The organism is Klebsiella sp. HN106, assembly GCF_051209435.1.
Classification (GTDB): domain Bacteria; phylum Pseudomonadota; class Gammaproteobacteria; order Enterobacterales; family Enterobacteriaceae; genus Klebsiella; species Klebsiella oxytoca.
Window position 1 is genome coordinate 1 of record NZ_JBLURD010000006.1, and the last position, 25374, is coordinate 25374.

Annotated in this window: 20 protein-coding genes; 15 read left to right on the forward strand and 5 right to left on the reverse strand. The window is 53.8% G+C overall.

Annotation, left to right across the window (positions count from 1 at the left end):
- Positions 1–582 (forward strand): sodium ion-translocating decarboxylase subunit beta (locus ACSIPU_RS15710; RefSeq protein WP_226907483.1); only part of this gene is annotated, 582 nt, incomplete at its 5' end.
- A gap of 115 nt (positions 583–697) precedes the next feature.
- Positions 698–1399, forward strand: coding sequence for a hypothetical protein (locus ACSIPU_RS15715; protein ID WP_023321687.1), 702 nt, complete (start codon positions 698–700; stop codon positions 1397–1399).
- A gap of 26 nt (positions 1400–1425) precedes the next feature.
- Here ACSIPU_RS15715 and degS read toward each other — a convergent pair whose 3' ends face one another.
- The 3 genes from degS to zapG all read right to left on the reverse strand — a co-directional run bounded on the left by degS (position 1426) and on the right by zapG (position 4512).
- Positions 1426–2487: an outer membrane-stress sensor serine endopeptidase DegS gene (gene degS, locus ACSIPU_RS15720; RefSeq protein WP_024274763.1), complete on the reverse strand. Its 1062-nt coding sequence runs from the start codon at positions 2485–2487 to the stop codon at positions 1426–1428.
- Between the two features lie 86 nt (positions 2488–2573).
- Positions 2574–3941 (reverse strand): serine endoprotease DegQ, encoded by a 1368-nt coding sequence (degQ, locus tag ACSIPU_RS15725; protein ID WP_004106206.1) that lies wholly within the window; start codon positions 3939–3941, stop codon positions 2574–2576.
- A 172-nt stretch (positions 3942–4113) separates the two neighbouring features.
- On the reverse strand, positions 4114–4512 hold the full coding sequence (zapG, locus tag ACSIPU_RS15730) for a Z-ring associated protein ZapG (RefSeq protein WP_004106204.1): 399 nt from the start codon (positions 4510–4512) through the stop codon (positions 4114–4116).
- Between the two features lie 190 nt (positions 4513–4702).
- Between zapG and zapE the strand changes: the two genes are divergently transcribed.
- The 10 genes from zapE (at position 4703) to ACSIPU_RS15780 (ending at position 14108) form a co-directional block, all read left to right on the forward strand.
- Positions 4703–5836 (forward strand): cell division protein ZapE, encoded by a 1134-nt coding sequence (zapE, locus tag ACSIPU_RS15735; protein ID WP_004106202.1) that lies wholly within the window; start codon positions 4703–4705, stop codon positions 5834–5836.
- Positions 5837–6055: 219 nt separating this feature from the next.
- On the forward strand, positions 6056–6484 hold the full coding sequence (gene rplM, locus ACSIPU_RS15740; RefSeq protein ID WP_004106200.1) for a 50S ribosomal protein L13: 429 nt from the start codon (positions 6056–6058) through the stop codon (positions 6482–6484).
- Between the two features lie 15 nt (positions 6485–6499).
- A complete protein-coding gene (gene rpsI / locus ACSIPU_RS15745; protein WP_000829815.1) occupies positions 6500–6892 on the forward strand; it encodes a 30S ribosomal protein S9 in 393 nt (130 codons plus the stop codon).
- Positions 6893–7203: 311 nt separating this feature from the next.
- Positions 7204–7842, forward strand: a complete 639-nt coding sequence (sspA, locus tag ACSIPU_RS15750; RefSeq protein WP_004106197.1) for a stringent starvation protein SspA — start codon at positions 7204–7206, stop codon at positions 7840–7842.
- 3 nt (positions 7843–7845) lie between these two features.
- Positions 7846–8334 (forward strand): ClpXP protease specificity-enhancing factor, encoded by a 489-nt coding sequence (gene sspB, locus ACSIPU_RS15755; RefSeq protein ID WP_024274762.1) that lies wholly within the window; start codon positions 7846–7848, stop codon positions 8332–8334.
- A 658-nt stretch (positions 8335–8992) separates the two neighbouring features.
- Positions 8993–9709 carry a DUF1120 domain-containing protein gene (locus ACSIPU_RS15760; RefSeq protein ID WP_126489598.1) on the forward strand — a complete coding sequence of 239 codons (717 nt, stop codon included), beginning with the start codon at positions 8993–8995 and terminating at the stop codon, positions 9707–9709.
- 102 nt (positions 9710–9811) lie between these two features.
- On the forward strand, positions 9812–10489 hold the full coding sequence (locus ACSIPU_RS15765; protein ID WP_126489597.1) for a fimbria/pilus chaperone family protein: 678 nt from the start codon (positions 9812–9814) through the stop codon (positions 10487–10489).
- A gap of 21 nt (positions 10490–10510) precedes the next feature.
- Positions 10511–12889: a fimbrial biogenesis usher protein gene (locus tag ACSIPU_RS15770; protein ID WP_196558151.1), complete on the forward strand. Its 2379-nt coding sequence runs from the start codon at positions 10511–10513 to the stop codon at positions 12887–12889.
- Positions 12886–13416 (forward strand): hypothetical protein, encoded by a 531-nt coding sequence (locus tag ACSIPU_RS15775; RefSeq protein WP_004106188.1) that lies wholly within the window; start codon positions 12886–12888, stop codon positions 13414–13416. Before ACSIPU_RS15770 ends, ACSIPU_RS15775 begins: the two co-directional genes overlap by 4 nt.
- Complete coding sequence (locus tag ACSIPU_RS15780; protein ID WP_016809821.1) at positions 13413–14108, forward strand: DUF1120 domain-containing protein; 696 nt, start codon at positions 13413–13415, stop codon at positions 14106–14108. The genes ACSIPU_RS15775 and ACSIPU_RS15780 overlap by 4 nt, the downstream gene beginning before the upstream one ends.
- Before the next feature lie 42 nt (positions 14109–14150).
- Here the strand turns inward: ACSIPU_RS15780 and gltD are convergent, their stop codons facing one another.
- Both gltD and gltB read right to left on the reverse strand, forming a co-directional pair.
- On the reverse strand, positions 14151–15569 hold the full coding sequence (gene gltD / locus ACSIPU_RS15785; RefSeq protein WP_004106184.1) for a glutamate synthase subunit GltD: 1419 nt from the start codon (positions 15567–15569) through the stop codon (positions 14151–14153).
- A gap of 9 nt (positions 15570–15578) precedes the next feature.
- Positions 15579–20039, reverse strand: coding sequence for a glutamate synthase large subunit (gene gltB, locus ACSIPU_RS15790; RefSeq protein WP_126489595.1), 4461 nt, complete (start codon positions 20037–20039; stop codon positions 15579–15581).
- Positions 20040–20712: 673 nt separating this feature from the next.
- On the opposite strand from gltB, the gene ACSIPU_RS15795 reads away from it, so the two are divergent.
- The 3 genes from ACSIPU_RS15795 to arcB all read left to right on the forward strand — a co-directional run bounded on the left by ACSIPU_RS15795 (position 20713) and on the right by arcB (position 25348).
- Complete coding sequence (locus ACSIPU_RS15795; protein WP_017145348.1) at positions 20713–21636, forward strand: TIGR01212 family radical SAM protein; 924 nt, start codon at positions 20713–20715, stop codon at positions 21634–21636.
- A gap of 158 nt (positions 21637–21794) precedes the next feature.
- Entirely contained in the window at positions 21795–22859 is a 1065-nt protein-coding gene (gene uxuA / locus ACSIPU_RS15800; RefSeq protein ID WP_004106177.1) for a mannonate dehydratase, read from the forward strand.
- A 149-nt stretch (positions 22860–23008) separates the two neighbouring features.
- Entirely contained in the window at positions 23009–25348 is a 2340-nt protein-coding gene (arcB, locus tag ACSIPU_RS15805; RefSeq protein ID WP_004106175.1) for an aerobic respiration two-component sensor histidine kinase ArcB, read from the forward strand.
- Positions 25349–25374 lie beyond the last annotated feature (26 nt).

The window sequence follows — 25374 nt, forward strand, 5'->3', positions numbered from 1 at the left end:
ATGAAGGCGCTGACCAGCGAGAAGGAGCGGAAAATCCGCATGGTGCAGCTGCGCACGGTGAGTAAGCGGGAAAAAATCCTCTTCCCGGCGGTGCTGTTGCTGCTGGTGGCGCTGCTGCTGCCGGATGCGGCGCCGCTGCTGGGGATGTTCTGCTTCGGCAACCTGATGCGCGAGAGCGGGGTGGTGGAGCGCCTGAGCGACACGGTGCAGAACGGGCTGATAAATATCGTGACGATATTCCTCGGATTATCGGTGGGCGCGAAGCTGGTGGCGGACAAGTTCCTGCAGCCGCAGACGCTGGGGATACTGGTGCTGGGGGTGACAGCGTTCTGCGTGGGCACGGCGGCGGGCGTGCTGATGGCGAAGCTGCTGAACCTGTGCAGCCGGCACAAAATCAACCCGCTGATTGGCTCCGCCGGGGTGTCGGCGGTGCCGATGGCGGCAAGGGTGTCGAATAAGGTGGGGCTGGAGTCGGACGCGCAGAACTTCCTGCTGATGCACGCGATGGGGCCGAACGTGGCGGGGGTGATTGGCTCGGCGATTGCCGCCGGGGTGATGCTCAAGTACGTGCTGGCGATGTGAATCGTTACCTTTCCCCGGATTGCGCCGTAAACGGCTTATCCGGGCCACCAGACTGCACGGACCCGTAGCCCGGTCAGCGCAGCGCCACCGGGAGATTTCCTATAAGGAGGCTTTGATGAATGAAACCATAACATTACGCCCCGAAAGCAGGGCATCGACAAAAGATGTCATTATCGATTACATGCTGGCATCAGTAGATGAAGTTGAACAACTGCAGCCCGCGCTTAACCTGTTAGCGCACCCATCGGTTGCCCGCGGAGGCCATGATTTTTTTGTCCATTGCTATGAGGCGGGTACGCAAAATAAAGCAGCTGAAACAGAACCGGCGCTACCTGATACGGTATTTCGGGACTCCACGCCGTGGATGCAAAGAAGTGGGCTGCTGTGTGCCGCAGCGGGTCATCTGGATGCCCGGGGGCTGGCGCTGACGCACAATCGTCTGTGCGACCTGGCCGGTCAGTATTGTGCCGGCGCGGCGGATGCCGATGCTGAAATCCGCAGCGGATTTTATACCGTGCGCAGCATATCGCTGCCGGTTTACCGGCGACTGCTGCGGGACAAGCATCCTCATGGCGTCTGCCTGCAGCAGTCGCTGCTGCATCTGCTGGCCTGGAAGAGCGAATCACCCTGGGCGCGGCAGCAGGCTCAACGGTTGCTCTGGCAGGGCGGCGTACTGGGTGATAACGGCGAATTTGCGCTGATGACGCTCGATGACGAGCTGCGGGAGCGGCAGTTTGCCTGGCCGGGGCTGTGGTCGCTGCTGGCCGTCACCGGGTTTCTGGCGAAATTCCCGGCCGGGCCGATTTTTGCTGATTAAATAGCGCTCCCCGTTCGGGGAGCCTGTTAGTTGGTCGCAGGATATTCCTGTACGGCGATATGCAGCGTAATTTTTTTATCGTCACGCATAATCACCACCGGAATTTCCGAGCCCGGACGGATCTCTGCGACCTGATCCATGGTTTCCAGGGCGGAAACGGCGGGTTTATCGTTAACCGAAATAATCACGTCATTGGCGCGGATCCCTGCCTGGGCTGCCGGGCCTTCCGGCGCCACATCATTGACTACAATCCCCTGCAATTGATCGATACCGCCGCCGCTCTGCGCGTGCAGCGGCGCAATTTCGCGGCCGCTGATCCCAATGTAGCCACGAATCACGCGGCCATCGCGGATCAGCTTATCCATAATCTTGGTCGCCAGCTGGAAAGGAATCGCAAAGCCGATGCCCTCCGGCGTTTCGCCATCGTTGCTTTTATCAAATGACAGGGTATTGATACCCATAAGCTCGCCCAGCGAGTTCACCAGCGCGCCGCCGGAGTTACCGTGGTTGATTGACGCATCGGTCTGCAGGAAGTTCTGGCGCCCAGTGGGGTTCAGACCGATACGCCCGGTGGCGCTGATAATGCCCTGGGTAATGGTTTGCCCGAGGTTGTACGGGTTGCCAATCGCCAGCACGACGTCACCGATATGCGGCACGCGTTTCGGGTTAATCGGAATAACCGGCAGACCGCCGCTGGCGTTGATTTTTAATACCGCCAGATCGGTGAGGGTATCTGAGCCGACCAGCAGCGCTTCAAAGACCCGGCCATCCTGCAGGGCAACAATAATCTGATCGGCATCGTTGATGACGTGCTTGTTGGTCAGAATATAGCCGCGCTGGTCCATGATCACGCCGGAGCCGAGCGTTAACTGATTATGACTGGTGCTGTTAAGGGCGCGGTTATAGACATTGACGACCGCAGGCGCCGCGCGACGGACGGCGGAATTATAGCTGGCGGGGGATTCATCCGCGCTATCGTATTGCGTGGTCGGCGAAAGCTGCCACTGGCGCAGGGAAGGCATGACGGCCAGCAGCAAACCGCCGACGATCAAACCGATAAGTATCGAACGTAAAAGCTTTGCAGGCATGATGCAGATATCTTTGATGGATAGACAGGCGAAGCATAACACGACTTGTCCGGACATCGCACTGCACGCGATGTCCGGAAGGCGAGTTAGCGCAGCAGTAGATAGATGCTTTCGCTGCCGCGAACGACGTTCAGTGCAATGACCGTCGGTTTGCTTTCGAGTACTTTTCGCAGTTCGGCAATCGAGCGCACGCGTTCGCGATTGAGGCCAATAATGATATCGTCCTTATGCAGGCCGGCCTGCGCGGCAGGGCTGCCTTTATCGACGTTATCAATGATGACGCCTTTGGTCCCATCCTTCATCTGACCGTCGCTTAACGATGCGCCCTGTAGCGCCGGAGCGATAAGCTCTGCGCTGGCGGAAGACGAGGTGCTCTTGTCCAGCGTGACCTCCACTTCAACGGGTTTCCCTTCACGCAATAGTCCTAATTTCACCTTGGTTCCCGGCTCGGTCGTGGCGATGCGTGAACGCAGTTCGGCGAAGCTGTTGAGCGGTTTGCCGTTCAGGCTGACGATAACGTCGCCAGATTTAACGCCCGCTTTAGCCGACCCCGAGTTTGGCAGGACTTCGCTAACGAATGCGCCGCGCTGGACGTCAAGATTCATCGCTTTGGCGATATCCGCGCTCATTTCCATTCCTTTAATACCCAACAGGCCGCGTTTGATTTCGCCAAACTGGATAAGCTGCTGAGAGAGGATTTTTGCCATATTGCTGGGAATGGCGAAACCAATGCCGACGCTGCCGCCGCCCGGGGCCAGAATGGCGGTGTTGATGCCAATCAGCTCGCCGTTGAGATTCAGCAGCGCGCCACCGGAGTTGCCGCGGTTAATGGAAGCATCGGTCTGGATAAAGTTTTCCAGCCCCTCAAGGTTCAGGCCGCTGCGGCCAAGGGCGGAAACAATCCCGGATGTGGCGGTCTGACCCAGGCCAAACGGGTTACCGACGGCGACGGCGAAGTCGCCAACCCGCAGCTTGTCCGAGTCGGCGATAGCGATTTGCGTCAAATTACTGGGCTTGAGGATCTGCAGCAGTGCAATATCGCTCTGCTCGTCGCTGCCGACCAGTTTGGCATCGAACTCACGCCCGTCGTTGAGCTGGACGCTGATCTTCTGGGCCTGATTAATGACGTGATTATTGGTCAGCACGTAGCCTTTTGCGGCATCAATGATGACCCCAGAACCCAGTCCTTCAAAAGGCTGCGCCTGCTCTTGCGGCGCGTTGTCGCCAAAATATTTTTTCAACTCTTCCGGCATATCCTGCGCGGGTGACGCGGTACCCTCAACCTGTACGCTCACCACCGCCGGCAACACTTTTTCCAGCATTGGCGCGAGGCTTGGCAGCGCGCCCTGGCCCGGAACTTGTGTCGGTAAAGACGCTGCTGCCGGAGGTAAGGCTGACAACGACAACCCAATGCTTAACGCTAACGCACTCAACAGCAAAGTTGGTTTATTCATTAGTTGCTGGCTCTCGTAACCTGAGGTGTATGGGAAACGTCCCGAATGGCCCGATGTTATTGAATTTTCGACCCGGTAACAACGTGGGCAATAGTTAAATTGTAGCTGGGATGAGAGGTTGAAACGGGCGCAGAGGGTGCGCCCGGAAAATATTTTTACTGGCGTTGCCGAATCAATCGCGCTTTACACCGCCGCGCAGCAGACCGGATGCGCCTTCAGAATAGTCGCGCGGCATCTGGACCGGAGCCTGATCGTTGCCCGCTTCGGACTCTTCCAGACGATTGCGGAACGGATTAGCGTCCGCCATGGTGTCCGGCAGGAGGTTGCTGGAGCTTTTCGCCATATGCTGATACAGCTGGCGGTAATCATGCGCCATGTTATCCAGAAGCTCGGCGCTCTGGGCGAAATGGCTCACCAGCTCTTCGCGGTACTCCTCCAGCTCTGCTTTATTCTTTTCCAGTTCAAACTGCAGCGCCTGCTGTTGGCGTAATTTACGATTGCCAAAACGCATCGCGACGGCACCGATAATGATGCCGACAACTAGCCCAATTAGCGCGTATTCCCAGGTCATGAACATCTCCCGTTGTTTTGTGGTTCCGTAGGGTGGCTATGAGGCTCTCCGCCTGCGCCCGATAGTGCCACTATAACCGCTAATTCCACAGAAGTGGAATCCTGGCGTATCATCACGTAGTGTAGAGCAGCCTTTTTTTCGTCAATCGTGAGCTACGGCATTACGGTTTTCAAGGAATAACAATTAGATCATGCAAAGCCTGTCCCCAACATCGCGTTACCTTTCCGCTCTCAAAGAGGGAAGCCATCAACCTGACGACGTTCAGCGAGAAGCGGTCAGCCGCCTCGATACGATTTATCAAGAATTGCAGAATAAACCTTCGGTAGCGCCGCAAACCGGCGGCGGTCTGCGGGCGAAATTCGGCAAGCTGCTGGGCAAGCGTGAACCCGCTGTCGAAACGGCCGCAGTTCGCGGTCTCTATATGTGGGGTGGGGTCGGCAGAGGGAAAACCTGGCTGATGGATCTGTTCTTTCAAAGTCTGCCGGGAGAACGTAAACAACGTCTGCATTTTCATCGCTTTATGCTGCGGGTACATGAAGAGTTAACCACGCTGCAGGGGCACAGCGATCCGCTGGAAATCGTTGCGGACCGTTTTAAAGCTGAAACCGATGTGCTCTGCTTTGATGAGTTTTTTGTCTCTGACATTACCGATGCGATGCTGCTGGGCGGTCTGATGAAAGCGCTGTTTGCCCGCGGGATAACCCTGGTGGCGACGTCGAATATTCCTCCTGACGAACTGTACCGTAACGGTCTGCAGCGCGCCCGCTTCCTGCCTGCGATCGACGCGATTAAGCAGCACTGCGATGTGATGAATGTCGACGCCGGCATCGATTATCGTCTGCGCACGCTGACCCAGGCGCACCTGTGGCTGTCGCCGCTGAACGCTGAGACCCGCCAGCAGATGGACAAACTGTGGCTGGCGCTGGCGGGCGCAAAGCGCGAGCAGATGCCAACGCTGGAGATAAACCACCGCCCGCTGCCGACGTTAGGCGTTGAGAACCAGACGCTGGCGGCTTCCTTTGCGACGCTGTGCGTGGATGCGCGTAGCCAGCACGACTATATTGCGCTTTCGCGTCTGTTTCATACCGTCATGCTCTTTGATGTGCCGGTGATGACCGGGCTGATGGAGAGCGAGGCGCGGCGCTTTATCGCCCTCGTCGATGAATTCTACGAACGCCACGTCAAACTGGTGGTCAGTGCGGCGGTTCCGCTGTATGAGATCTATCAGGGCGAGAGATTAAAATTCGAGTTCCAGCGCTGTTTATCGCGCCTGCAGGAGATGCAGAGCGAGGAGTATCTGAAGCGAGAACACCTGGCGGGGTAAAACCGGGTACAAATCACATAAAGGGGTCGATCTTTGACCCCGACTTCTCTATAATCTTGCGACCCCACGTTACGAGAAGGTTTTTTTCCCAAAACTTTCTATGTGCCGGCATAGGCTATTCGAAGGGGTAGGTTTGCTGGACAATGTCGTGTGAACCTCAACTGACTAAACGTTTGGGTGTTCACCAACGTGTAACTTATTTATTTGGGTAAGCTTTTAATGAAAACTTTTACAGCTAAACCAGAAACCGTAAAACGCGACTGGTATGTTGTTGACGCGACCGGTAAAACTCTGGGCCGTCTGGCTTCCGAACTGGCTCTGCGCCTGCGCGGTAAGCACAAAGCGGAATACACTCCGCACGTTGATACCGGTGACTACATCATCGTTCTGAACGCAGAAAAAGTTGCTGTAACCGGCAACAAGCGCGAAGACAAAATGTACTATCACCACACCGGCCACATCGGTGGTATCAAAGAAGCGACCTTTGAAGAGATGATTGCCCGCCGTCCTGAGCGTGTGATTGAAATCGCGGTTAAAGGCATGCTGCCAAAAGGCCCGCTGGGTCGTGCTATGTACCGTAAGCTGAAAGTTTACGCGGGTAACGAGCACAACCACGCGGCACAGCAACCGCAAGTTCTTGACATCTAATCGGGATTATAGGCAATGGCTGAAAATCAATACTACGGCACCGGTCGCCGCAAAAGTTCCGCAGCTCGCGTTTTCATCAAACCGGGCAACGGTAAAATCGTTATCAACCAGCGTTCTCTGGAACAGTACTTCGGTCGTGAAACTGCCCGCATGGTAGTTCGTCAGCCGCTGGAACTGGTCGACATGGTTGAGAAATTAGATCTGTACATCACCGTTAAAGGTGGTGGTATCTCTGGTCAGGCTGGTGCGATCCGTCACGGTATCACCCGCGCTCTGATGGAGTACGATGAGTCCCTGCGTGGCGAACTGCGTAAAGCTGGTTTCGTTACTCGTGATGCTCGTCAGGTTGAACGTAAGAAAGTCGGCCTGCGTAAAGCACGTCGTCGTCCGCAGTTCTCCAAACGTTAATTGTCCTCTGCTTATGCAGAACAATTTGCGAAAAAACCCGCTTCGGCGGGTTTTTTTATGGATAAATTTGCCATTTTCACTCTACAAACGCCCCATTATTACCACTTTTTCAGCATTTCCAGAATACCCTCACCACAACGTCTTCAAAATCTGGTAAACTATCATCCAATTTTCTGCCCAAATGCAGGTGATTGTTCATTTTTTGTTTGGATGATAAGCAAAAGTGATATCACGCAAATGGGGTTTTTACATCTGGCTGGCCATCCGTGGTCGGCAGCAGTACAAAATTCTGAATATACCTGGAGGTTTTCATGGCTGTCGCTGCCAACAAACGTTCGGTAATGACGCTGTTTTCTGGTCCTACTGACATCTATAGCCATCAGGTCCGCATCGTGCTGGCCGAAAAAGGTGTTAGTTTTGAGATAGAGCACGTGGAGAAGGATAACCCGCCTCAGGATCTGATTGACCTCAACCCGAATCAAAGCGTGCCGACGCTTGTGGATCGTGAGCTCACTCTGTGGGAATCTCGCATCATTATGGAATACCTGGATGAGCGTTTCCCGCATCCGCCGCTGATGCCGGTTTATCCGGTGGCCCGTGGGGAAAGCCGTCTTTACATGCAGCGTATCGAAAAAGACTGGTATTCTCTGATGAATACTATTCAGACCGGTACCGCTTCGCAGGCCGATACTGCACGTAAGCAGCTGCGTGAAGAGTTGCAGGCCATTGCGCCGGTCTTCACCCAGAAGCCCTACTTCCTGAGCGATGAGTTTAGCCTGGTGGACTGCTACCTGGCTCCGCTGCTGTGGCGCCTGCCGGTTCTTGGCGTCGAGCTGGTTGGTGCTGGCGCGAAAGAGCTTAAAGGCTATATGACTCGCGTATTTGAGCGCGACTCCTTCCTCGCTTCTTTAACTGAAGCCGAGCGTGAAATGCGCCTCGGTCGGGGCTAAATGATGGATGTATCACAGCTGACGCCTCGTCGCCCGTACCTGCTGCGGGCGTTCTATGAGTGGCTGCTGGATAACCAGCTGACTCCGCATCTGGTCGTTGACGTGACTCTGCCGGGCGTACTTGTGCCGATGGAGTATGCGCGTGATGGGCAAATTGTTCTCAATATTGCTCCGCGTGCTGTCGGTAACCTGGAGCTGGCGAACGACGAAGTGCGTTTTAACGCGCGTTTCGGCGGTGTGCCGCGCAATGTCTCCGTGCCGATGGCTGCCGTACTGGCGGTTTACGCGCGTGAGAACGGTGCGGGGACCATGTTCGAACCAGAAGCCGCTTACGATGAAGATGTCACCAGCCTGAACGATGAAGAAGAGCTGCCTGACAGCGAAACGGTCATGTCGGTGATTGATGGCGATAAGCCTGACAATCATGATGACGATCCGGATGATACGCCGCCGCCCCGTGGCGGACGTCCAGCGCTACGCGTTGTGAAGTGATATCAATAACAGGCCCTGCGGGGCCTGATTCATATATGAATTCATATGTGAATCAGACAGCATCCCCTATCCCGAGCGAAGCATTCATAGATATGCTTCGCTTTTTTTTCATTTTATAACTTTACTGCTGGCGTCGAGTCTCTTCTCCGTCAGGGCAAAGTGTGTTTCTGCGGCGGGCTGGGTCTGCACAGATTATTTTGCTGTGCCCTATGGTCATCCAGCACAGGAGATAGGGTATATTAGATGAAATGGGAGTGTGAATTCATATTTTTCTGGGTTTATTTATTGTAACTTTAATTAAGGTGTTTCTATGATGAATATGTGTTCTTATTTTACTATTGATGCCGTTTATTTATAAAGAGCAGATTAATTAACTGACCTGTGTTTTATTTAACTTACCTGCAGTTCATGTACTATCTTCTTGTAATCATTGAAGGTTTTTACTTTTTAAAATTTGCAATTATTTTTCTTGAGATTAGTCGTTCAATTAAGTAGATTAGCCGGCGGTGAGAGGAGTCTCTTTCATCATTACTTCCAGTGACTAATTCTTTTCTCAATAATTATTGAGGGGATGATTAGTGATAATGATTTAATTGGATAAAGGATATGCCGATATTTTAATTCATATCGGTCGTACTATACATTAAGGAAAATTGATATGTTCTCTAAAAAGTCACTTTCTGCGCTGTGCGTTTGCGCTGCTATTGTTTCTACTGCAGGCGCCAATGCTGCCACGGATGCCAATCTTACGGTAAAAGGAACTTTTACTCCGGCAGCATGTACTCCGGAACTAAGCAACAGTGGCGTCGTTGATTATGGCTCCATGAACAACTCGGTTCTCGAGAAAACAATTAACGGTAACTCCTTAGTTCAGCTGGGAAAAAAATCCATTACTTTAACGGTAAGCTGCGATGCGGCGACCAGCGTGGGTATTATTGCGCAGGATAACCGCGCGAGTTCTAAAGTCACGCTTTCAAGTTCGGCCTATATTGCAGACTATGTACCGGGTCAGAATATGTCGAATACTAATGCAGTATTTGGCCTCGGCACCGTTAACAACGTGAACATTGGTGCTTACACCGTTACGGCAATGAAGGATGGGTTAACTGCCGATGGTGCAGCAGTGGATATGATTGTGAAAGATACGGATGTAGCAAGTTCCGTATGGAAGAATGCGAACGGTGGTGGGTTATATTATCCTGATACTACCCGTATCGTTACCGTTGCTGAAACCGGCAAAACCACCCCAATGTTGTTTAAAGATTTAGTGATGCCGCTGGATATTGTTTCCGCCGTTCAGGACAATGGCGTACTGGGTGCCGGAACAAAAATCGAGCTCGATGGTAATGCCACGCTGAGTCTTGTTTATCTCTAATATTTATATGCTGTCCTTCTGAAATTCGGCCCAATAAATATTTTTATAAAATTTATTGGGCCTGTTAATAAGCTCTATCTCATTTTAATACACACCACTAATATGAAAAAAACGCTGCTGTTGTCGATATTGATATTGACGACCCGGGCCAATGCCAGCGGCATGGTGCCTGAGACATCTGTTTTACTCGTTGATGAACAAAAAGGTGAGGTGTCGATGAACCTCACCAATTCAGATCCGCATCCGTCCCTGCTTTATACCAAAGTGGTTGATTTAGCCGATAGCGATAAATCTATCCGCTTAATTGTTACACAACCGGTAGTACGCGTAGAGCAAGGGGACACGCAAAAGATCCGTTTTATTTTGCAAACCTCTAAACCGCTGCAGCATGAAGAGTTTAAACGGGTCACCTTTGAAGGCATTCCGCCGAAGGAAAAGGAAAAACTGAAAACAACGGTCACAATTCGTCAGGATTTACCGGTCATTATCCATCCGGCTGGCCTGCCGGAGGAGCCCGCGCCGTGGAAGCATCTGGTCTGGCGCAAAAAGGGCGGCCAGGTGGAGATCAGTAATCCGAGCGACTATGTCGTCAGGATGACGGCCATGTTTAATACTTTGCCGTCAGGTTCTCCCGGCGAGTTAGCGAAAACGTATCTCCTGCCGCACACCAGCGTCAGCGTAAAATTACCTGCTAAAGCGGGAGCGGATACGAAAGTCGAGTTTTATCCGGCAAGCCGCTATGGATATAAAGGAGAGCGCTACATCACCTCGTTGCAGTAACCATGTTCAAGGATGAACGGAATGCTCAGGAAAAAGCTGTTGGCCTGTCTTATCGGGTTGGGAAGCGCTCAACTGGCGGTAGCTGAAGAGGCCAAAAAGAGCGCGATAGAATTTGATAGTGAAACCTTAACGTCTTTGGGTATCGATCCGCAAATTGCGCATTATTTCTCCTCAGAAGCCAAATTCCTGCCAGGGGCGACCTCGGTTATGCTGGGCGTTAACGGTAAGGATAAGGGGAATATCGTTGCCCACTTTGATGATGACGGCCAGCTGTGTTTCGATAAAGCGTTTATGGAACAGGCCGGTGTTCACCAGCCCAGGAACGATAGCGAGGGCTGCTATGACTATTTACAGGCCCATCCTGAAACGATCCTAAAAGCGTCGCCCGGAAAAGGGCGAATCGATCTGATATTACCGCAGGAGCAGTTAGTCCACCAAAGTACCGACCTCAGCGGATACGACACGAGCGGTACGGCTGGGGTGCTGAATTATACCTTTTTCGCTTCGCGCAACGATTATAGCGGCGGTCATTCCGAGTATTCGCAGCTGATGCTGGACGGCGGTCTAAACGTGAATACCTGGCTGCTGCGTAGCCATCAGCTATTAAGCCGTGCGAATAATCAGTTTACCAGCGAAAATTCGCAGACCTACCTACAGCGCACCTTTACGCAGATAAAAAGCACCGTCAAGGCGGGTGAAATAGGCATGAATAACCCTTTGCTCGACGGCACCGAGCTATACGGTATCTCCTTGATGCCGGAGAGCGCCCTTAACGATGCCGGGAGCGGCGTGCTGGTAACCGGGATCGCCAGTACCCCGCAGGCGCGGGTTGAGATCCGCCAGCAAGGGATCATGGTGTATTCCACTTTAGTGCCTGCCGGCCCCTTTACTTTAACGGATATTCCCCTGCGCAACGTCACCAGCGATCTGACGGTCACCGTTATTGAGACCGATGGCAGCCAGCATAGCCAGGTGGTTCCCGCCTCATTGTATCGCTCCGGGCTGGGGCCTGCGGGCGGATATCAATTTTCATTAGGCCGGGTGAGCGATGCATATAGCCAGCAGCCCTGGGTAGCCAGCCTGGCTGGCGGCTGGAAGCTGAACGCCAGGCATAATTTAACTAGCGGCGCGATCGTTGCCCAGAGCTACCAGGCCTTAGGAATACGCGTTGACTCAGTACTGCCGCAGGAAATTTCGCTTTCTCTTCAGATTAACCAGGCGTTCGATCGCGATAATGCGCAGCAGGGCCAGAAGTACACTCTATCGACCTCCTGTGCAACACAGTCCGGTTTTGGGCTGAATGCTTCGTTGAGCAAATATTCTGAAAAGTATCGTGAGTTTTCTCAGGCCATTGATAAGAGTTTTAGCGCCACCAATAAAATGGAGTACTCATTGGGTGCGAGCTGGGGACACCCTGTTATAGGTACGATGAGCGCCAGCTTCTATGATGTAACAGGGTTCGATAGCCAAAATAATTCTCGCTACGCGACGCTTAACTGGGGAAAGAGTTTTAGCGCATTTTCCGTATCGGCAAGCTGGCAGCGCCAGCTCAGCGGCGGGAGTATCGAACAAAGCAATGATAATATTTTTTACCTGAACCTGAATATTCCCTTCCAGCAGCATTCGGTCAACGCTTACGCGCGCAGTGAAAAAGGGCGGAAGAGATACGGTACTTCGGTAACGGGCACTATCAGCGATGACACCACTTATACCCTCGGCGCCGAACGTGACCAGACCGAGAGTCGGAACAGCTTCAGCGGCGGGATAAATCAGAATCTGCATTACACGCAGCTAAGCATGAATGCGAGTACCAACGGTTCGCAGAGCCATAGCTATTCCGGAACGCTGCGCGGGGGAATGGCCGCCCACCGCCATGGTGTGACTTTTACACCGTGGGCGATTCGCGACACCTTTGCCATTGCCAGCCTGGATAAGCCGGTTTCCGGAGTGCGCATCGAGACATCGCAGGGGCCGGTGTGGACTGACTTCAGCGGTCAGGCAGTCATTCCTTCCGTTTCGGCCTGGCGAGAGGCAGCCGTTGAAATCAACACCGCGACTTTGCCAAAGAACATGGATATTGGCAATGGGCTCAGAATGCTCAAGCAAGGCCGAGGGGCCGTAGGCAAAATCCGCTTTTCTACCATCACGGAACGCCGGGTGCTGCTGGATGTCACGATGGGGAACGGTGATCCGCTGCCGAAGGGGGTCGCCGTAACGGATTCAGCGGGCAATTACTTAACGACTTCCGTCGATGACGGCGTGCTTTTTTTGAACAACCTCACAGGGAGACAAACATTGGTGGCGAAACTGGAAAAGGGAAGTTGCCGCATCTCGCTAACGCTGCCTGAAGCGCCAGACGCAGATGCGTTCTATGAAAATGCCAGCGGGGTATGTCAATGATTCGTCTATGGCTGGGCCTTAGCCTGCTGGCATTTTCCGGCGCCCTTCTGGCCGAATGCGAATTAAATAGCACGCAGCGTTCGGTTGACTATCTGCCCGTTCGCCCGGCAGAACGTCAGCAGGCGGGAGATAAGCCTGTGGTACTTCCGGAAAAGCAGTTCGTCCTGCATGTACATTGTGATAAGCCACAACGTATTCGGCTTTTCTTCGGTAGCGCCTATGCGCAAAACGGCAGGTTCGCACTTGGCAATCGTGGGGAAATGAATATTACCGCCGGGCAAGCGGTGGCTGACGATCGCGACGTGATGCTGGTCCCTGTACGGAGCGCCGGGGCGCCGATTACCGCTGAAGCAGCAAAGCGATCCCGCATTGTGCTCAATCAAGGGATCGCCTTTGTACAGGGAGAAGAGATTGAAGCCAGTCAGCTCTCTGTGGTTCTGAACGTGGCTTCAATGATGGAGAGCCAGGCGATTACGGATCGCGTAACGTATCGTGGGAATCTGCAGATCAGGGTGGTAACTCCATGAGGTACGCCTTTGTTTTATTCGCGCTTTTACTCAGTCCGATCCTTCACGCCGGCGACAACCTTAGTATTGATTTTACCGTGACCGCAGAAGCGGCGGCGTGCACGCCAACGCTGAGCCATAACGGCATCGTAGATTTCGGTGAACGGCATGTCGGGTCGCTATCAACGTCCGCATTTACCCAGCTAGGCGTGCGGGATATTACCTTAACGATTACCTGCGAATCCTCCACCGGGATCGCTATTACGGCGAGAGATGCGCGATCCAGTTCCGCTATCACGGGAAAAGATACACACGGCCATGAGGGAGTGCTTTTTCAGGTCAATGGCGGCGGATACATAAGCGACAAATTACGGCTTTTTGGTCTGGGTATGACGATGGAAAATAAACCTATTGGCAGCTATGCGATGCAAATCGATTCCGCCAATACCATCGCGGTTGATGATAAAAAAGTTGCCGTTGATATCGCCGGATCGGCCAGCAAGGAGGGACCGTGGGAAGTTTCCTCGCTTTTACCGCTCCCAACGGGACAGGACTATTTCTATACCTTTGTTAAAAAAGGCTCTTCGGTGCCGCAGCCAATCACGGCGGCAACGGTGCCTCTGCAGATAAGCGCATCGGTGGGAAGTAATCTCAGGAGCGGGCAAAAGGTGACGTTGGACGGCGAGGCGGTAATCAGTATTGTCTATCTCTGAATGAATAAGCTTGCGGGCTCCGGGACCCGCAAGCTTTTTTCGTTACACTTCCAGGTAGTTCAGGATGCCGTCAGCCGCCTTACGGCCTTCGGCAATCGCGGTGACCACCAGGTCAGAGCCGCGAACGATATCGCCGCCGGCGAAGATTTTCGGGTTGCTGGTCTGGAAAGCATTGTCGCTGCCTTCCGGCGCAATCACGCGGCCCTGAGAATCGAGCTCAACGCTGTGCTTCGCCAGCCATTCCATGCTGTGCGGACGGAAACCAAATGCCATGACTACGGCATCTGCTGGCACCACATGTTCTGAGCCGGCAACGATTTCCGCGCGGCGGCGGCCTTTCGCATCCGGCTGGCCCATCTCCGTACGCGCCATCTTCACGCCGCAGACTTTACCGTTGGCATTCACTTCAATGCCCAGCGGCTGAACGTTGAACTGGAATTCCACGCCTTCTTCCCGCGCGTTTTTCACTTCGCGCTTCGAGCCCGGCATGTTCTCTTCATCACGGCGATAGGCGCAGATGACGTGAGTCGCGTTCTGGCGAATCGAGGTACGCACGCAGTCCATTGCGGTGTCGCCGCCGCCAAGAACCACGACGCGTTTGCCTTCCATGCTGACGTACGGCTCGTCCGCCGTTTCACCAAAGCCCATGATCTGCTTGGTATTGGCGATCAGGAAGGGCAGCGCATCAAAGACGCCGCTGGCGTCTTCGTTTTCCAGACCGCCGCGCATTGACTGATAGGTACCAACGCCGAGGAATACCGCATCGTACCCTTTCAGCAGATCGTCGAGCTGTACATCGCGACCCACCTCGGTATTGAGTTTGAACTCAATGCCCATACCGGTAAAGATCTCGCGACGACGGGTCATCACCTCTTTTTCCAGCTTAAAGGCTGGAATACCAAAGGTCAGGAGGCCGCCGATCTCCGGATGGCGATCGAAGACTACCGCCTTCACGCCGTTACGGGTCAATACGTCGGCGCACGCCAGACCTGCCGGACCCGCGCCGATAATGGCGACGGTTTTGCCGGTTTGTTTCACGCCGCTAAGGTCAGGACGCCAGCCCATTTCGAACGCTTTATCGTTGATATAGCGCTCAATGTTACCGATGGTTACCGCGCCGAACTCATCGTTCAGGGTGCAGGAACCTTCGCACAGGCGGTCCTGCGGGCAAACCCGTCCGCAGACTTCCGGTAGGGTATTGGTCTGATGCGACAGCTCAGCCGCTTCGAAAATACGTCCTTCATTAGCCAGCTTCAGCCAGTTCGGGATGTAGTTATGCACCGGGCATTTCCATTCGCAGTACGGGTTGCCGCAGGACAGGCAGCGATCTGCCTGTGCTTTAGCCTGGCCTTCTGAAAACGGCTCGTAAATTTCCACAAATTCAATTTTACGGATCTTCAGCGCTTTTTTAGGCGGATCAACTCGCTGTAAGTCGATAAATTGATAGACATTCTGACTCATCTTAACCCCTTACTGCGCCTGCACCCGCAGCTCAGCTGCGGAACGACTACGGTGACCCAACAGTGCTTTAACATCGCTGGACTTCGGTTTGACCAGCGCAAACTTCGCCGAGAAGGCCGGCCAGTTGGCCAGAATCTCTTCACCGCGCTGTGAACCGGTAAGCTGCACATGCTCGGTAATTAAACCGCGCAGGTGCTCTTCATGGATGGCCAGAGAGTCAACGTCCAGCACTTCTACCAGTTCAGAGTTCACGCGTTTACGGAAGTCGCCGTCTTCATCCAGTACGTAACCAAAGCCACCGGTCATGCCTGCGCCGAAGTTGACGCCGGTTTTGCCCAGCACGCAGACGATGCCGCCGGTCATATATTCACAGCCGTTGTCGCCGATACCTTCGACGACGGTGATAGCCCCGGAGTTACGCACTGCGAAACGCTCGCCCGCACGACCCGCAGCATACAGACGACCGCCGGTCGCGCCGTACAGACAGGTGTTGCCGATAATGCTGGCTTCATGGCTACGGAAGGCCGAGCCTACCGGAGGACGAATGGCGATCAGGCCGCCGGCCATCCCTTTACCCACGTAGTCGTTCGCGTCGCCGGTCAGATGCAGCTCAACGCCGCCGGCATTCCACACGCCGAAGCTCTGACCTGCGGTACCGCTGAAGTGGGCGGTAATAGGATCTGCTGCCAGGCCCTGGTCACCGTGGGTCTGGGCGATGTAGCCGGACAGCGAGGCTCCTACGGAACGGTCGGTATTGCGGATATCGAACCAGAACGTTTTGCTCTGCTTGCCGTCAACAAAGGGTTTTGCCTGCTGCAGCAGCTGCGCATTCAGGACGCCATTATCGAACGGCGGGTTGTTCTCCGTGCAGTACAGCGCTTTGCCTGGATGCGGCTCCGCGGTTTCCAGCAGCTTGCTCAGATCCAGCTTCTGCTGCTTGGCGGTAAAACCGTCCAGCTCTTTCAGCAGATCGGTACGGCCAATCAGATCCACCAGACGCTTCACGCCCAGCTGTGCCATCAGCTCGCGCGTTTCGCGGGCGATGAATTCAAAGTAATTGGTCACTTTAAACGGCAGACCGTGGTAGTGGTTCTTACGCAGTTTGTCATCCTGGGTTGCTACGCCGGTTGCGCAGTTGTTCAGGTGACAAATACGCAGATATTTACAGCCCAGCGCCACCATTGGTCCGGTCCCGAAGCCGAAGCTCTCAGCGCCGAGGATAGCCGCTTTGATGATATCGAGGCCGGTTTTCAGCCCACCATCGACCTGCAGACGAATTTTATGGCGCAGCCCGTTAGCAACCAGCGCCTGCTGGGTTTCTACCAGTCCAAGCTCCCACGGACATCCCGCGTACTTCACTGACGATAGCGGGCTGGCGCCGGTGCCGCCGTCGTAGCCGGCAATGGTGATTAAATCCGCGTAAGCTTTTGCTACGCCGGTGGCAATAGTCCCGACGCCCGGTTCAGAGACCAGCTTCACGGAGATCATCGCTTTCGGGTTGACCTGTTTCAGGTCGAAAATCAGCTGTGCCAGATCCTCGATCGAGTAGATATCGTGGTGCGGCGGCGGAGAAATTAACGTTACGCCAGGTACTGAATAGCGCAGTTTGGCGATATACGGAGTCACTTTATCGCCGGGTAACTGGCCGCCTTCGCCAGGCTTAGCACCCTGGGCGACTTTAATCTGGATAACGTCGGCGTTGACCAGATAAGCCGGAGTCACGCCGAAGCGGCCGGAGGCGACCTGCTTTATGCGCGACACTTTATTGGTGCCGTAGCGCGCCGGGTCTTCGCCGCCTTCGCCGGAGTTGGAGTTGCCGCCGAGGCTATTCATGGCTTCCGCCAGCGCTTCGTGCGCTTCCGGGCTCAGCGCGCCGATAGACATCGCCGCGGTATCGAAGCGTTTGAACAGTTCGCTCGCCGGTTCAACGTCGTCCAGGTTCACCGTGGTTCCGTTCGGGGTGACGGAAAGCAGGTCGCGCAGCGTTGCCGCCGGGCGCTCGTTAACCAGCTTCGCGTACTGCTGATAATCGCTGTACTCACCGCTTTGTACCGCTTGCTGCAGGGTGCGCACCACGTCCGGGTTGTAGGCGTGATATTCGCCGCCGTGAACGTATTTCAGCAGACCGCCCTGATCCAGCGGTTTACGCGCCAGCCAGGCACGTTTCGACAGATTCAGCAGATCCTGCTGGAAATCATCGAAGCCCGCGCCGCCGATACGGCTGACAACGCCCTGGAAGCACAGATCGGAGACTTCGCGATGCAGGCCGACCGCTTCAAACAGCTTCGAGCAGCGATAGGATGCAATGGTCGAAATCCCCATCTTCGACATGATCTTATACAGACCTTTGTTGATGCCGTTACGATAGTTCAGCATCACCGCGCGGTACTCTTTGTCGATGGCTTTATTATCGACCAGCTTCGCCAGGGTTTCATAGGCGAGGTACGGATAGATAGCCGTCGCGCCGAAGCCGAGCAGCACGGCAAAGTGGTGCGGATCGCGGGCGCTGGCGGTTTCGACAATAATGTTGGCATCGCAGCGCAGGCTCTTATCGACCAGGCGGGTCTGGATCGCGCCTACCGCCATCGGTGCCGGTACCGGCAGACGATTTTTAGCGATGTTACGGTCTGAGAGCACCAGCAGAACGGTACCGTTACGCACCATCTGTTCGGCTTTATCGCACAGCGCCTTCACGGTTTCAGCCAGCGTGGTTTCGGCGGCATCAAAAGTGATATCCAGGACGTCGGCGCGATAGTGCTCCTCTTCCATGGTGGTCAGCTGTTTAAAATCCGAGTACAGCAGAATCGGCGATTTGAAGCTCAGGCGATGCGCCTGGCCTTCCGCTTCACAGAAGACGTTCATTTCACGGCCGATGCTGGTGGCCAGCGACATAACGTGCGCTTCGCGCAGCGGATCGATCGGCGGGTTAGTGACCTGCGCGAACTGCTGGCGGAAGTAATCGTAAATGATACGCGGCTGGCTGGAGAGCACGGCAAATGGGGTATCATCGCCCATCGAGCCGACCGCTTCCTGGCCATTTTCACCCAGTACGCGCAGGACGGAATCCAGCTCTTCGGCACTGTAGTTGAACTGTTTCTGATAGCTGGCGAGGGTATCATCATCCAGCTGGCGGCTACCGACCTCTTCGTCCGGCAGTTCTTCGAACGGCACCAGACGACGGACGTTTTTCGCCATCCACTCTTTATACGGGTGACGGCTTTTCAGATCGTTGTCGGTTTCCGCGGAGTGCAGAATACGCCCCTCGCGGGTATCGATAACCATCAGTTCGCCTGGACCGACGCGGCCTTTTTCAACGACTTCATCCGGCTGATAATCCCAGATACCCACCTCGGATGCGCAGGTGATGAGCTTATCTTTGGTGATCACATAGCGTGCCGGACGCAGGCCATTACGGTCGAGGTTACAGGCGGCGAAGCGACCATCGGACATCACGATGCCCGCCGGGCCGTCCCACGGTTCCATATGCATGGAGTTAAAGTCAAAGAACGAGCGCAGCTCGGGATCCATATCCGGGTTATTTTGCCAGGCTGGCGGAACCAGCAGGCGCATTGCGCGAATGATGTCCATCCCGCCCGCCAGCAGCAGCTCCAGCATGTTATCCATAGAGCTGGAGTCAGAGCCGGTTTCGTTAACGAACGGCGCGGCGTCGTGGAGGTCAGGGATTAGCGGCGTCTGGAACTTATAGGTACGGGCGCGGGCCCACTGGCGGTTACCGGTAATGGTGTTGATTTCACCGTTGTGTGCCAGGTAACGGAACGGCTGAGCCAGCGGCCAGCGCGGCACGGTATTGGTGGAAAAGCGCTGGTGGAACAGACAGATGGCTGACTCCAGGCGCAGATCCGCGAGGTCCAGGTAGAAGCGCGGCAAATCCGCCGGCATACACAGACCTTTATAAATGTTGACCAGGTTCGACAGGCTGCAAACGTAAAAATCTTTATCTTCCTGCAGACGCTTTTCGATACGACGGCGCGCGATGAATAAGCGGCGCTCCATGTCGCGCGGGCGCCAGCCAGCCGGGGCGTTAACAAAGATTTGTTCTATACGTGGCAGCGAGGAGAGGGCGATTTCACCTAGTACGCCTTCATTGGTTGGCACATCGCGCCAGCCGACGATAGACAGCGTTTCGCGCTGAAGTTCTTCTTCGACGATGCGGCGCGCCGCGTTTGCCAGTTCAGGATCCTTATTAAGGAACAGCATCCCAACGGCGTAATTTTTGGCTAAACGCCAGCCGCGCTCTTCCGCAACAATTCGGAAGAAACGATCGGGTTTTTGTAGCAGCAAGCCACAACCGTCGCCGGTTTTTCCATCGGCAAGAATCGCGCCGCGGTGCTGCATTCGGGCCAGTGCGTGTATAGCGGTTCGCACTACCTTGTGGCTAGGTTCGCCTTCTATGTGGGCGATCAGGCCGAAACCACAGTTATCCCTCTCAAGGGATTTATCGTACAACATATCAGTGAACCTCCCCAGGCTCTACGGGACACCCTCCGTTACCGATTGCGCACGGGCACAGAAAGAGCATGGCGACGGGGTTTACACCTCGCATTCGCCCTCTTTAAATCCTTTTCGCATCGGTACACAAGTTTGAGGACTTGCTGTTAAGAGGGAATCTCAATTACTGCATAAATATGATGAGCAGAGCGCTCATCCAGAAAGCTTCCAGCGGATTCCCAACTTATCGGGAATCCACACATACGTCAAATGGCAATCTTATTTATACAAAAATGTGCTATGCAACAGCTAATTAAATGATTTTTAAGAGAATAAATGCGTTTTAAATACTACTGAAACGCGCCAGGAGACAGAAACGAGTGTGATCTGTCTCACTGTATCGACGGCACGACATTATCTGTCTGTGCTGAATTGTTTTTTTATCACAGTTTTTTAAACTGCTTTTTATTTATTTTTTGGTTGCTAATACTGTTTTGTGCCAGGGTAAAGATAATTGCCAATCAGCGGCTATGTATAAGGAAAACTCATTACCCTGACTATGAATTAAATTGCAGTTATCTTGATTGTTTATGCAATGAGGTAAGCGGCCGCGTTGACGATTGATCCAGGTCATCGCCGTCGGTAGCTAAAAATGGCAGGCTTGGCCCCTTTCTTAAGGCCGGTCTATCAGATTATGCAGTTACAAAAATTAGTCAACATGTTTGGTGGGGATCTTGCGCGCCGATATGGAGAAAAGGTTCACAAACTGACGCTGCACGGTGGATTTAGCTGTCCAAATCGCGATGGCACCATTGGTCGTGGCGGCTGTACCTTTTGTAATGTCGCTTCTTTTGCCGATGAAGAGCAGCAGCACCGTTCGATTGCTGAGCAGCTAGCCCATCAGGCGCAGCGGGTAAACCGGGCTAAGCGCTATTTGGCCTATTTCCAGGCCTATACCAGTACGTTTGCCGAAGTTCAGGTACTGCGATCCATGTATCAGCAGGCAATCAGCCAGGCCAGCATCGTCGGGCTGTGCGTGGGCACCCGCCCGGACTGCGTCCCCGGAGCCGTATTGGACCTGCTGAGTGAGTATCGGGAGCAGGGCTACGAAGTATGGCTCGAGCTGGGTTTACAAACCGCGCATGATAAAACGCTGCACCGAATTAACCGCGGCCACGATTTTGCCTGCTATCAGCGAACCACCCGCCTGGCACGCGAGCGCGACCTTAAAGTGTGTAGCCACCTTATCGTGGGCCTGCCGGGCGAGGGACAGGGTGAATGCCTGGAGACCTTAGAGCAGGTAGTGGAGACCGGCGTAGACGGCATTAAGCTGCATCCACTTCATATTGTGAAGGGGAGCATTATGGCCAGGGCCTGGCAGGCAGGAAGGTTAAACGGTATTGCGCTGGACGACTATACGGTTACCGCAGGAGAGATGATCCGTCACACCCCTCCGGAAGTGATTTTTCACCGTATCTCCGCCAGCGCGCGCCGCCCAACGCTGCTGGCGCCGCTGTGGTGTGAGAACCGCTGGACCGGGATGGTTGAACTGGATAAATACCTCAATGAACACGGCGTTCAGGGGTCTGCTCTCGGTCGTCGCTGGATCTCTCCATAGCAGGCGGATAACGTCATCGCTACGGCGCATTTATTTTGCTTTATCCTCTGAAAAAAAGTGGTGTGACCAACGTCACTGCCGTTGATATAAATCTGGTTATTTTATCTTGTATGGTAGTAGGCTATTGCCGTTAATAACATTGAATCAGGTGATTTCGTATGCAAATGACAATGCGTTGGTTTGGGCCGGAGGAAGACAAGGTCTCTCTGGAATATATCCGCCAGGTTCCCGGCGTTGAAGGCGTGGTGGGGGCGCTCTATGATGTCGCGGTTGGTGAGGTCTGGCCGCTGGAAAAAATCCAGCGCCTGGTAAATCAGGTTCATGATGCCGGGCTAAAAATGGAAGTTATCGAAAGCGTCAATATTCATGACGATATTAAAATAGGGCTGCCTTCCCGCGATCGCTATATCGCCAACTATCAACAGACTATCCGTAATCTTGCCCGGTTTGGCGTAAAAGTGATTTGCTATAACTTCATGCCGGTTTTTGACTGGATGAAGACCGATATGAACTATGTTCTGCCGGATGGCTCCCGGACGATGGCTTTTGAAAAAAAAGATATTGATAAGAGCCTGGAAGAGGTGGTGAAAGAGGTTCTGGATAACTCAAATGGTTTTGCTCTGCCGGGCTGGGAACCTGAGCGTCTGGCCAAAGTTCAGGAGCTGTTTGCGCAGTACAAAGATGTTGATGACAAGACGCTGCGGGAGAATCTGGTCTATTTCCTGAAGGCGGTTATCCCCGTCTGCGAAGAGGTCGGCGTGAAAATGGCTATTCACCCAGACGATCCGCCGTACTCTATTTTTGGCTTGCCGCGTATCGTGAAAAATCGCGACGATCTGGATTGGATCTGCCGGGCGGTAGATTCTGAGGCCAATGGCATCACGCTCTGCACCGGTTCAATCGCGGAAGATCCTGCCAATGACGTCTACTCGATTCTGGCCGAGTTTACACGGCGCAAGCGTATCCATTTTGCCCATGTGCGTAATATTAATCTTATTAAAGATAAAGACTTTTATGAATGCGCTCATCCGTCAGAATTCGGCTCTTTGGACATGTATAAAGTGATGCAGGCGCTCTATGACAATGGTTTTAGTGGCTATATACGCCCGGATCATGGACGTTTTATCTGGGGTGAAACAGGGCGGCCAGGTTATGGATTATACGACCGTGCGCTGGGCGTGACCTACCTGAAGGGGCTGTGGGAAGCGCTCAGTAAACGCTAACGCTCGTTTTGTTCTCTTCTCTATTTCCGGCTGACGCCAGTTCAGCGTCAGCCGCGTAACTGCAATCCTTCCCGCATTTTTTGCACAACTTACAGCGTCTTGCTCAGAATTGAGTATTATTGTGCGAAGTTGTCGCGAAGGAATCCCTTATGAAGCAAATCCGTATGCTGGCGCAGTATTATGTTGACCTGATGATGAAGCTGGGTCTGGTGCGCTTTTCAATGCTGCTGGCCTTTGCGCTGGTGGTGCTGGCGATAGTTGTGCAGATGGCCGTTACGATGGTGCTGCATGGCCAGGTGGAAAGTATTGATGTGATCCGCTCCATCTTCTTCGGCCTGCTGATTACCCCGTGGGCGGTCTATTTCCTTTCGGTGGTGGTTGAGCAGTTGGAAGAGTCCCGGCAGCGCCTCTCGCGGCTGGTAGAGAAACTGGAGGAGATGCGCGAGCGCGATCTCAAGCTGAATGTGCAGCTTAAGGACAATATCGCCCAGCTTAATCAGGAAATCGGCGAACGTGAAAAGGCGGAAGCGGAACGTGAAACGACGCTTGAGCAGCTCAAAATTGAGATGAAAGAGCGTGAAGAGGCGCAAATTCAGCTTGAGCAACAATCCTCTTTTCTGCGCTCCTTCCTTGATGCTTCTCCGGATCTGGTTTTCTATCGTAATGAAGATAAAGAGTTTTCCGGTTGTAACCGTGCGATGGAGCTTTTGACAGGCAAAAGTGAAAAGCAGCTTATCCATCTGAAGCCGCAGGATGTTTATACCGAAGAAGTGGCGGAAAAGGTGCTGGAAACGGATGAGAAAGTCTTCCGCCATAACGTCTCACTAACCTACGAACAGTGGCTGGATTATCCGGACGGGCGTAAGGCCTGCTTTGAAATCCGTAAGGTTCCTTATTACGACCGCGTAGGTAAGCGGCGCGGCCTGATGGGTTTTGGCCGCGATATCACGGAGCGTAAGCGCTATCAGGACGCTCTGGAGCGAGCCAGCCGAGATAAGACCACCTTTATCTCAACGATCAGCCACGAGCTGCGTACGCCGCTTAACGGCATTGTAGGGCTTAGCCGAATTCTGCTGGATACCGATTTGACCGGCGAACAGGAAAGATACCTGAAAACCATCCATGTCTCAGCGGTAACCCTTGGTAATATCTTCAATGATATTATTGAGATGGATAAGATGGAGCGGCGTAAAATTCAGCTGGACAACCAGCCGGTTGATTTTACCGGTTTCCTTGCGGACCTGGAAAACCTCTCCGGCCTGCAGGCGCAGCAGAAAGGCCTGCATTTTGTGCTGGAACCCACGCTTCCGCTGCCGCATAAAGTGATCACCGACGGAACGCGTTTACGCCAAATCTTGTGGAATCTTATTAGTAATGCGGTGAAATTTACTCCGCAAGGCGGGAATGTGAACGTCCGCGTGCGCTATGACGAGGGGAATATACTGCACTTCGAGGTGGAAGATTCAGGTATCGGCATCCCTGAAGCGGAGCAGGATAAGATTTTCGCCATGTACTACCAGGTTAAAGATAGCCAGGGCGGCAAGCCTGCGACGGGCACCGGTATCGGTCTTGCCGTATCACGTCGCCTGGCGCGAAATATGGGGGGGGATATCTGCGTTTCCAGCCTGCCGGGTAAAGGCGCGACATTTACCCTCACCGTACATGCTCCGGCCGTTGCGGAAGAGGTTGAAGATACGCTGGCGGAAGATGAAATGCCATTACCTGCGCTGAACGTGCTGCTGGTGGAAGATATTGAGCTAAACGTGATCGTTGCGCGATCGGTACTTGAGAAGCTTGGCAATAGCGTCGATGTGGCGATGACCGGTAAGGCTGCGCTGGAGATGTTCGTCCCCGGCGAATACGACCTGGTGCTGCTTGATATCCAGCTGCCGGATATGACCGGCCTTGATATCTCTCGTCAGCTTAAACAGCGCTTTGCCGCCGACGAGCTTCCGCCGTTGGTTGCGCTTACCGCTAACGTACTGAAGAACAAGAATGAGTATCTGGAAGCGGGAATGGATGATGTCCTGAGTAAGCCGTTATCGGTTCCGGCATTAACCGCGATTATCAAAAAATTCTGGGATGCGCCGGAAGAAGAGGAGAATGAGATGCCATCTGTAGATAGCAGTAAATCGGCTTCAGTACTGGATATTCCGATGCTTGAGCAGTACATCGAACTGGTAGGGCCGAAGCTTATTTATGACGGTCTGGCCGTCTTTGAAAGAATGATGCCGGGCTATATGGCGGTTCTGGAGTCTAATTTGACCGCTCGCGACCAGAAAGGAATTGTTGAAGAGGGGCACAAGATTAAAGGGGCTGCGGGCTCGATCGGTTTGCGCCATATTCAACAGTTAGGTCAGCAGATCCAGACGCCGGATTTACCCGCATGGGCGGATAACGTTGGCGAATGGGTTGAAGAGATGAAATCCGAATGGCAAAGCGATGTCGCGGTACTGAAAGCGTGGGTCGCGGCGGCAGATAAAAAATGACCCCGGATAAACCGGGGTGCGCGAAT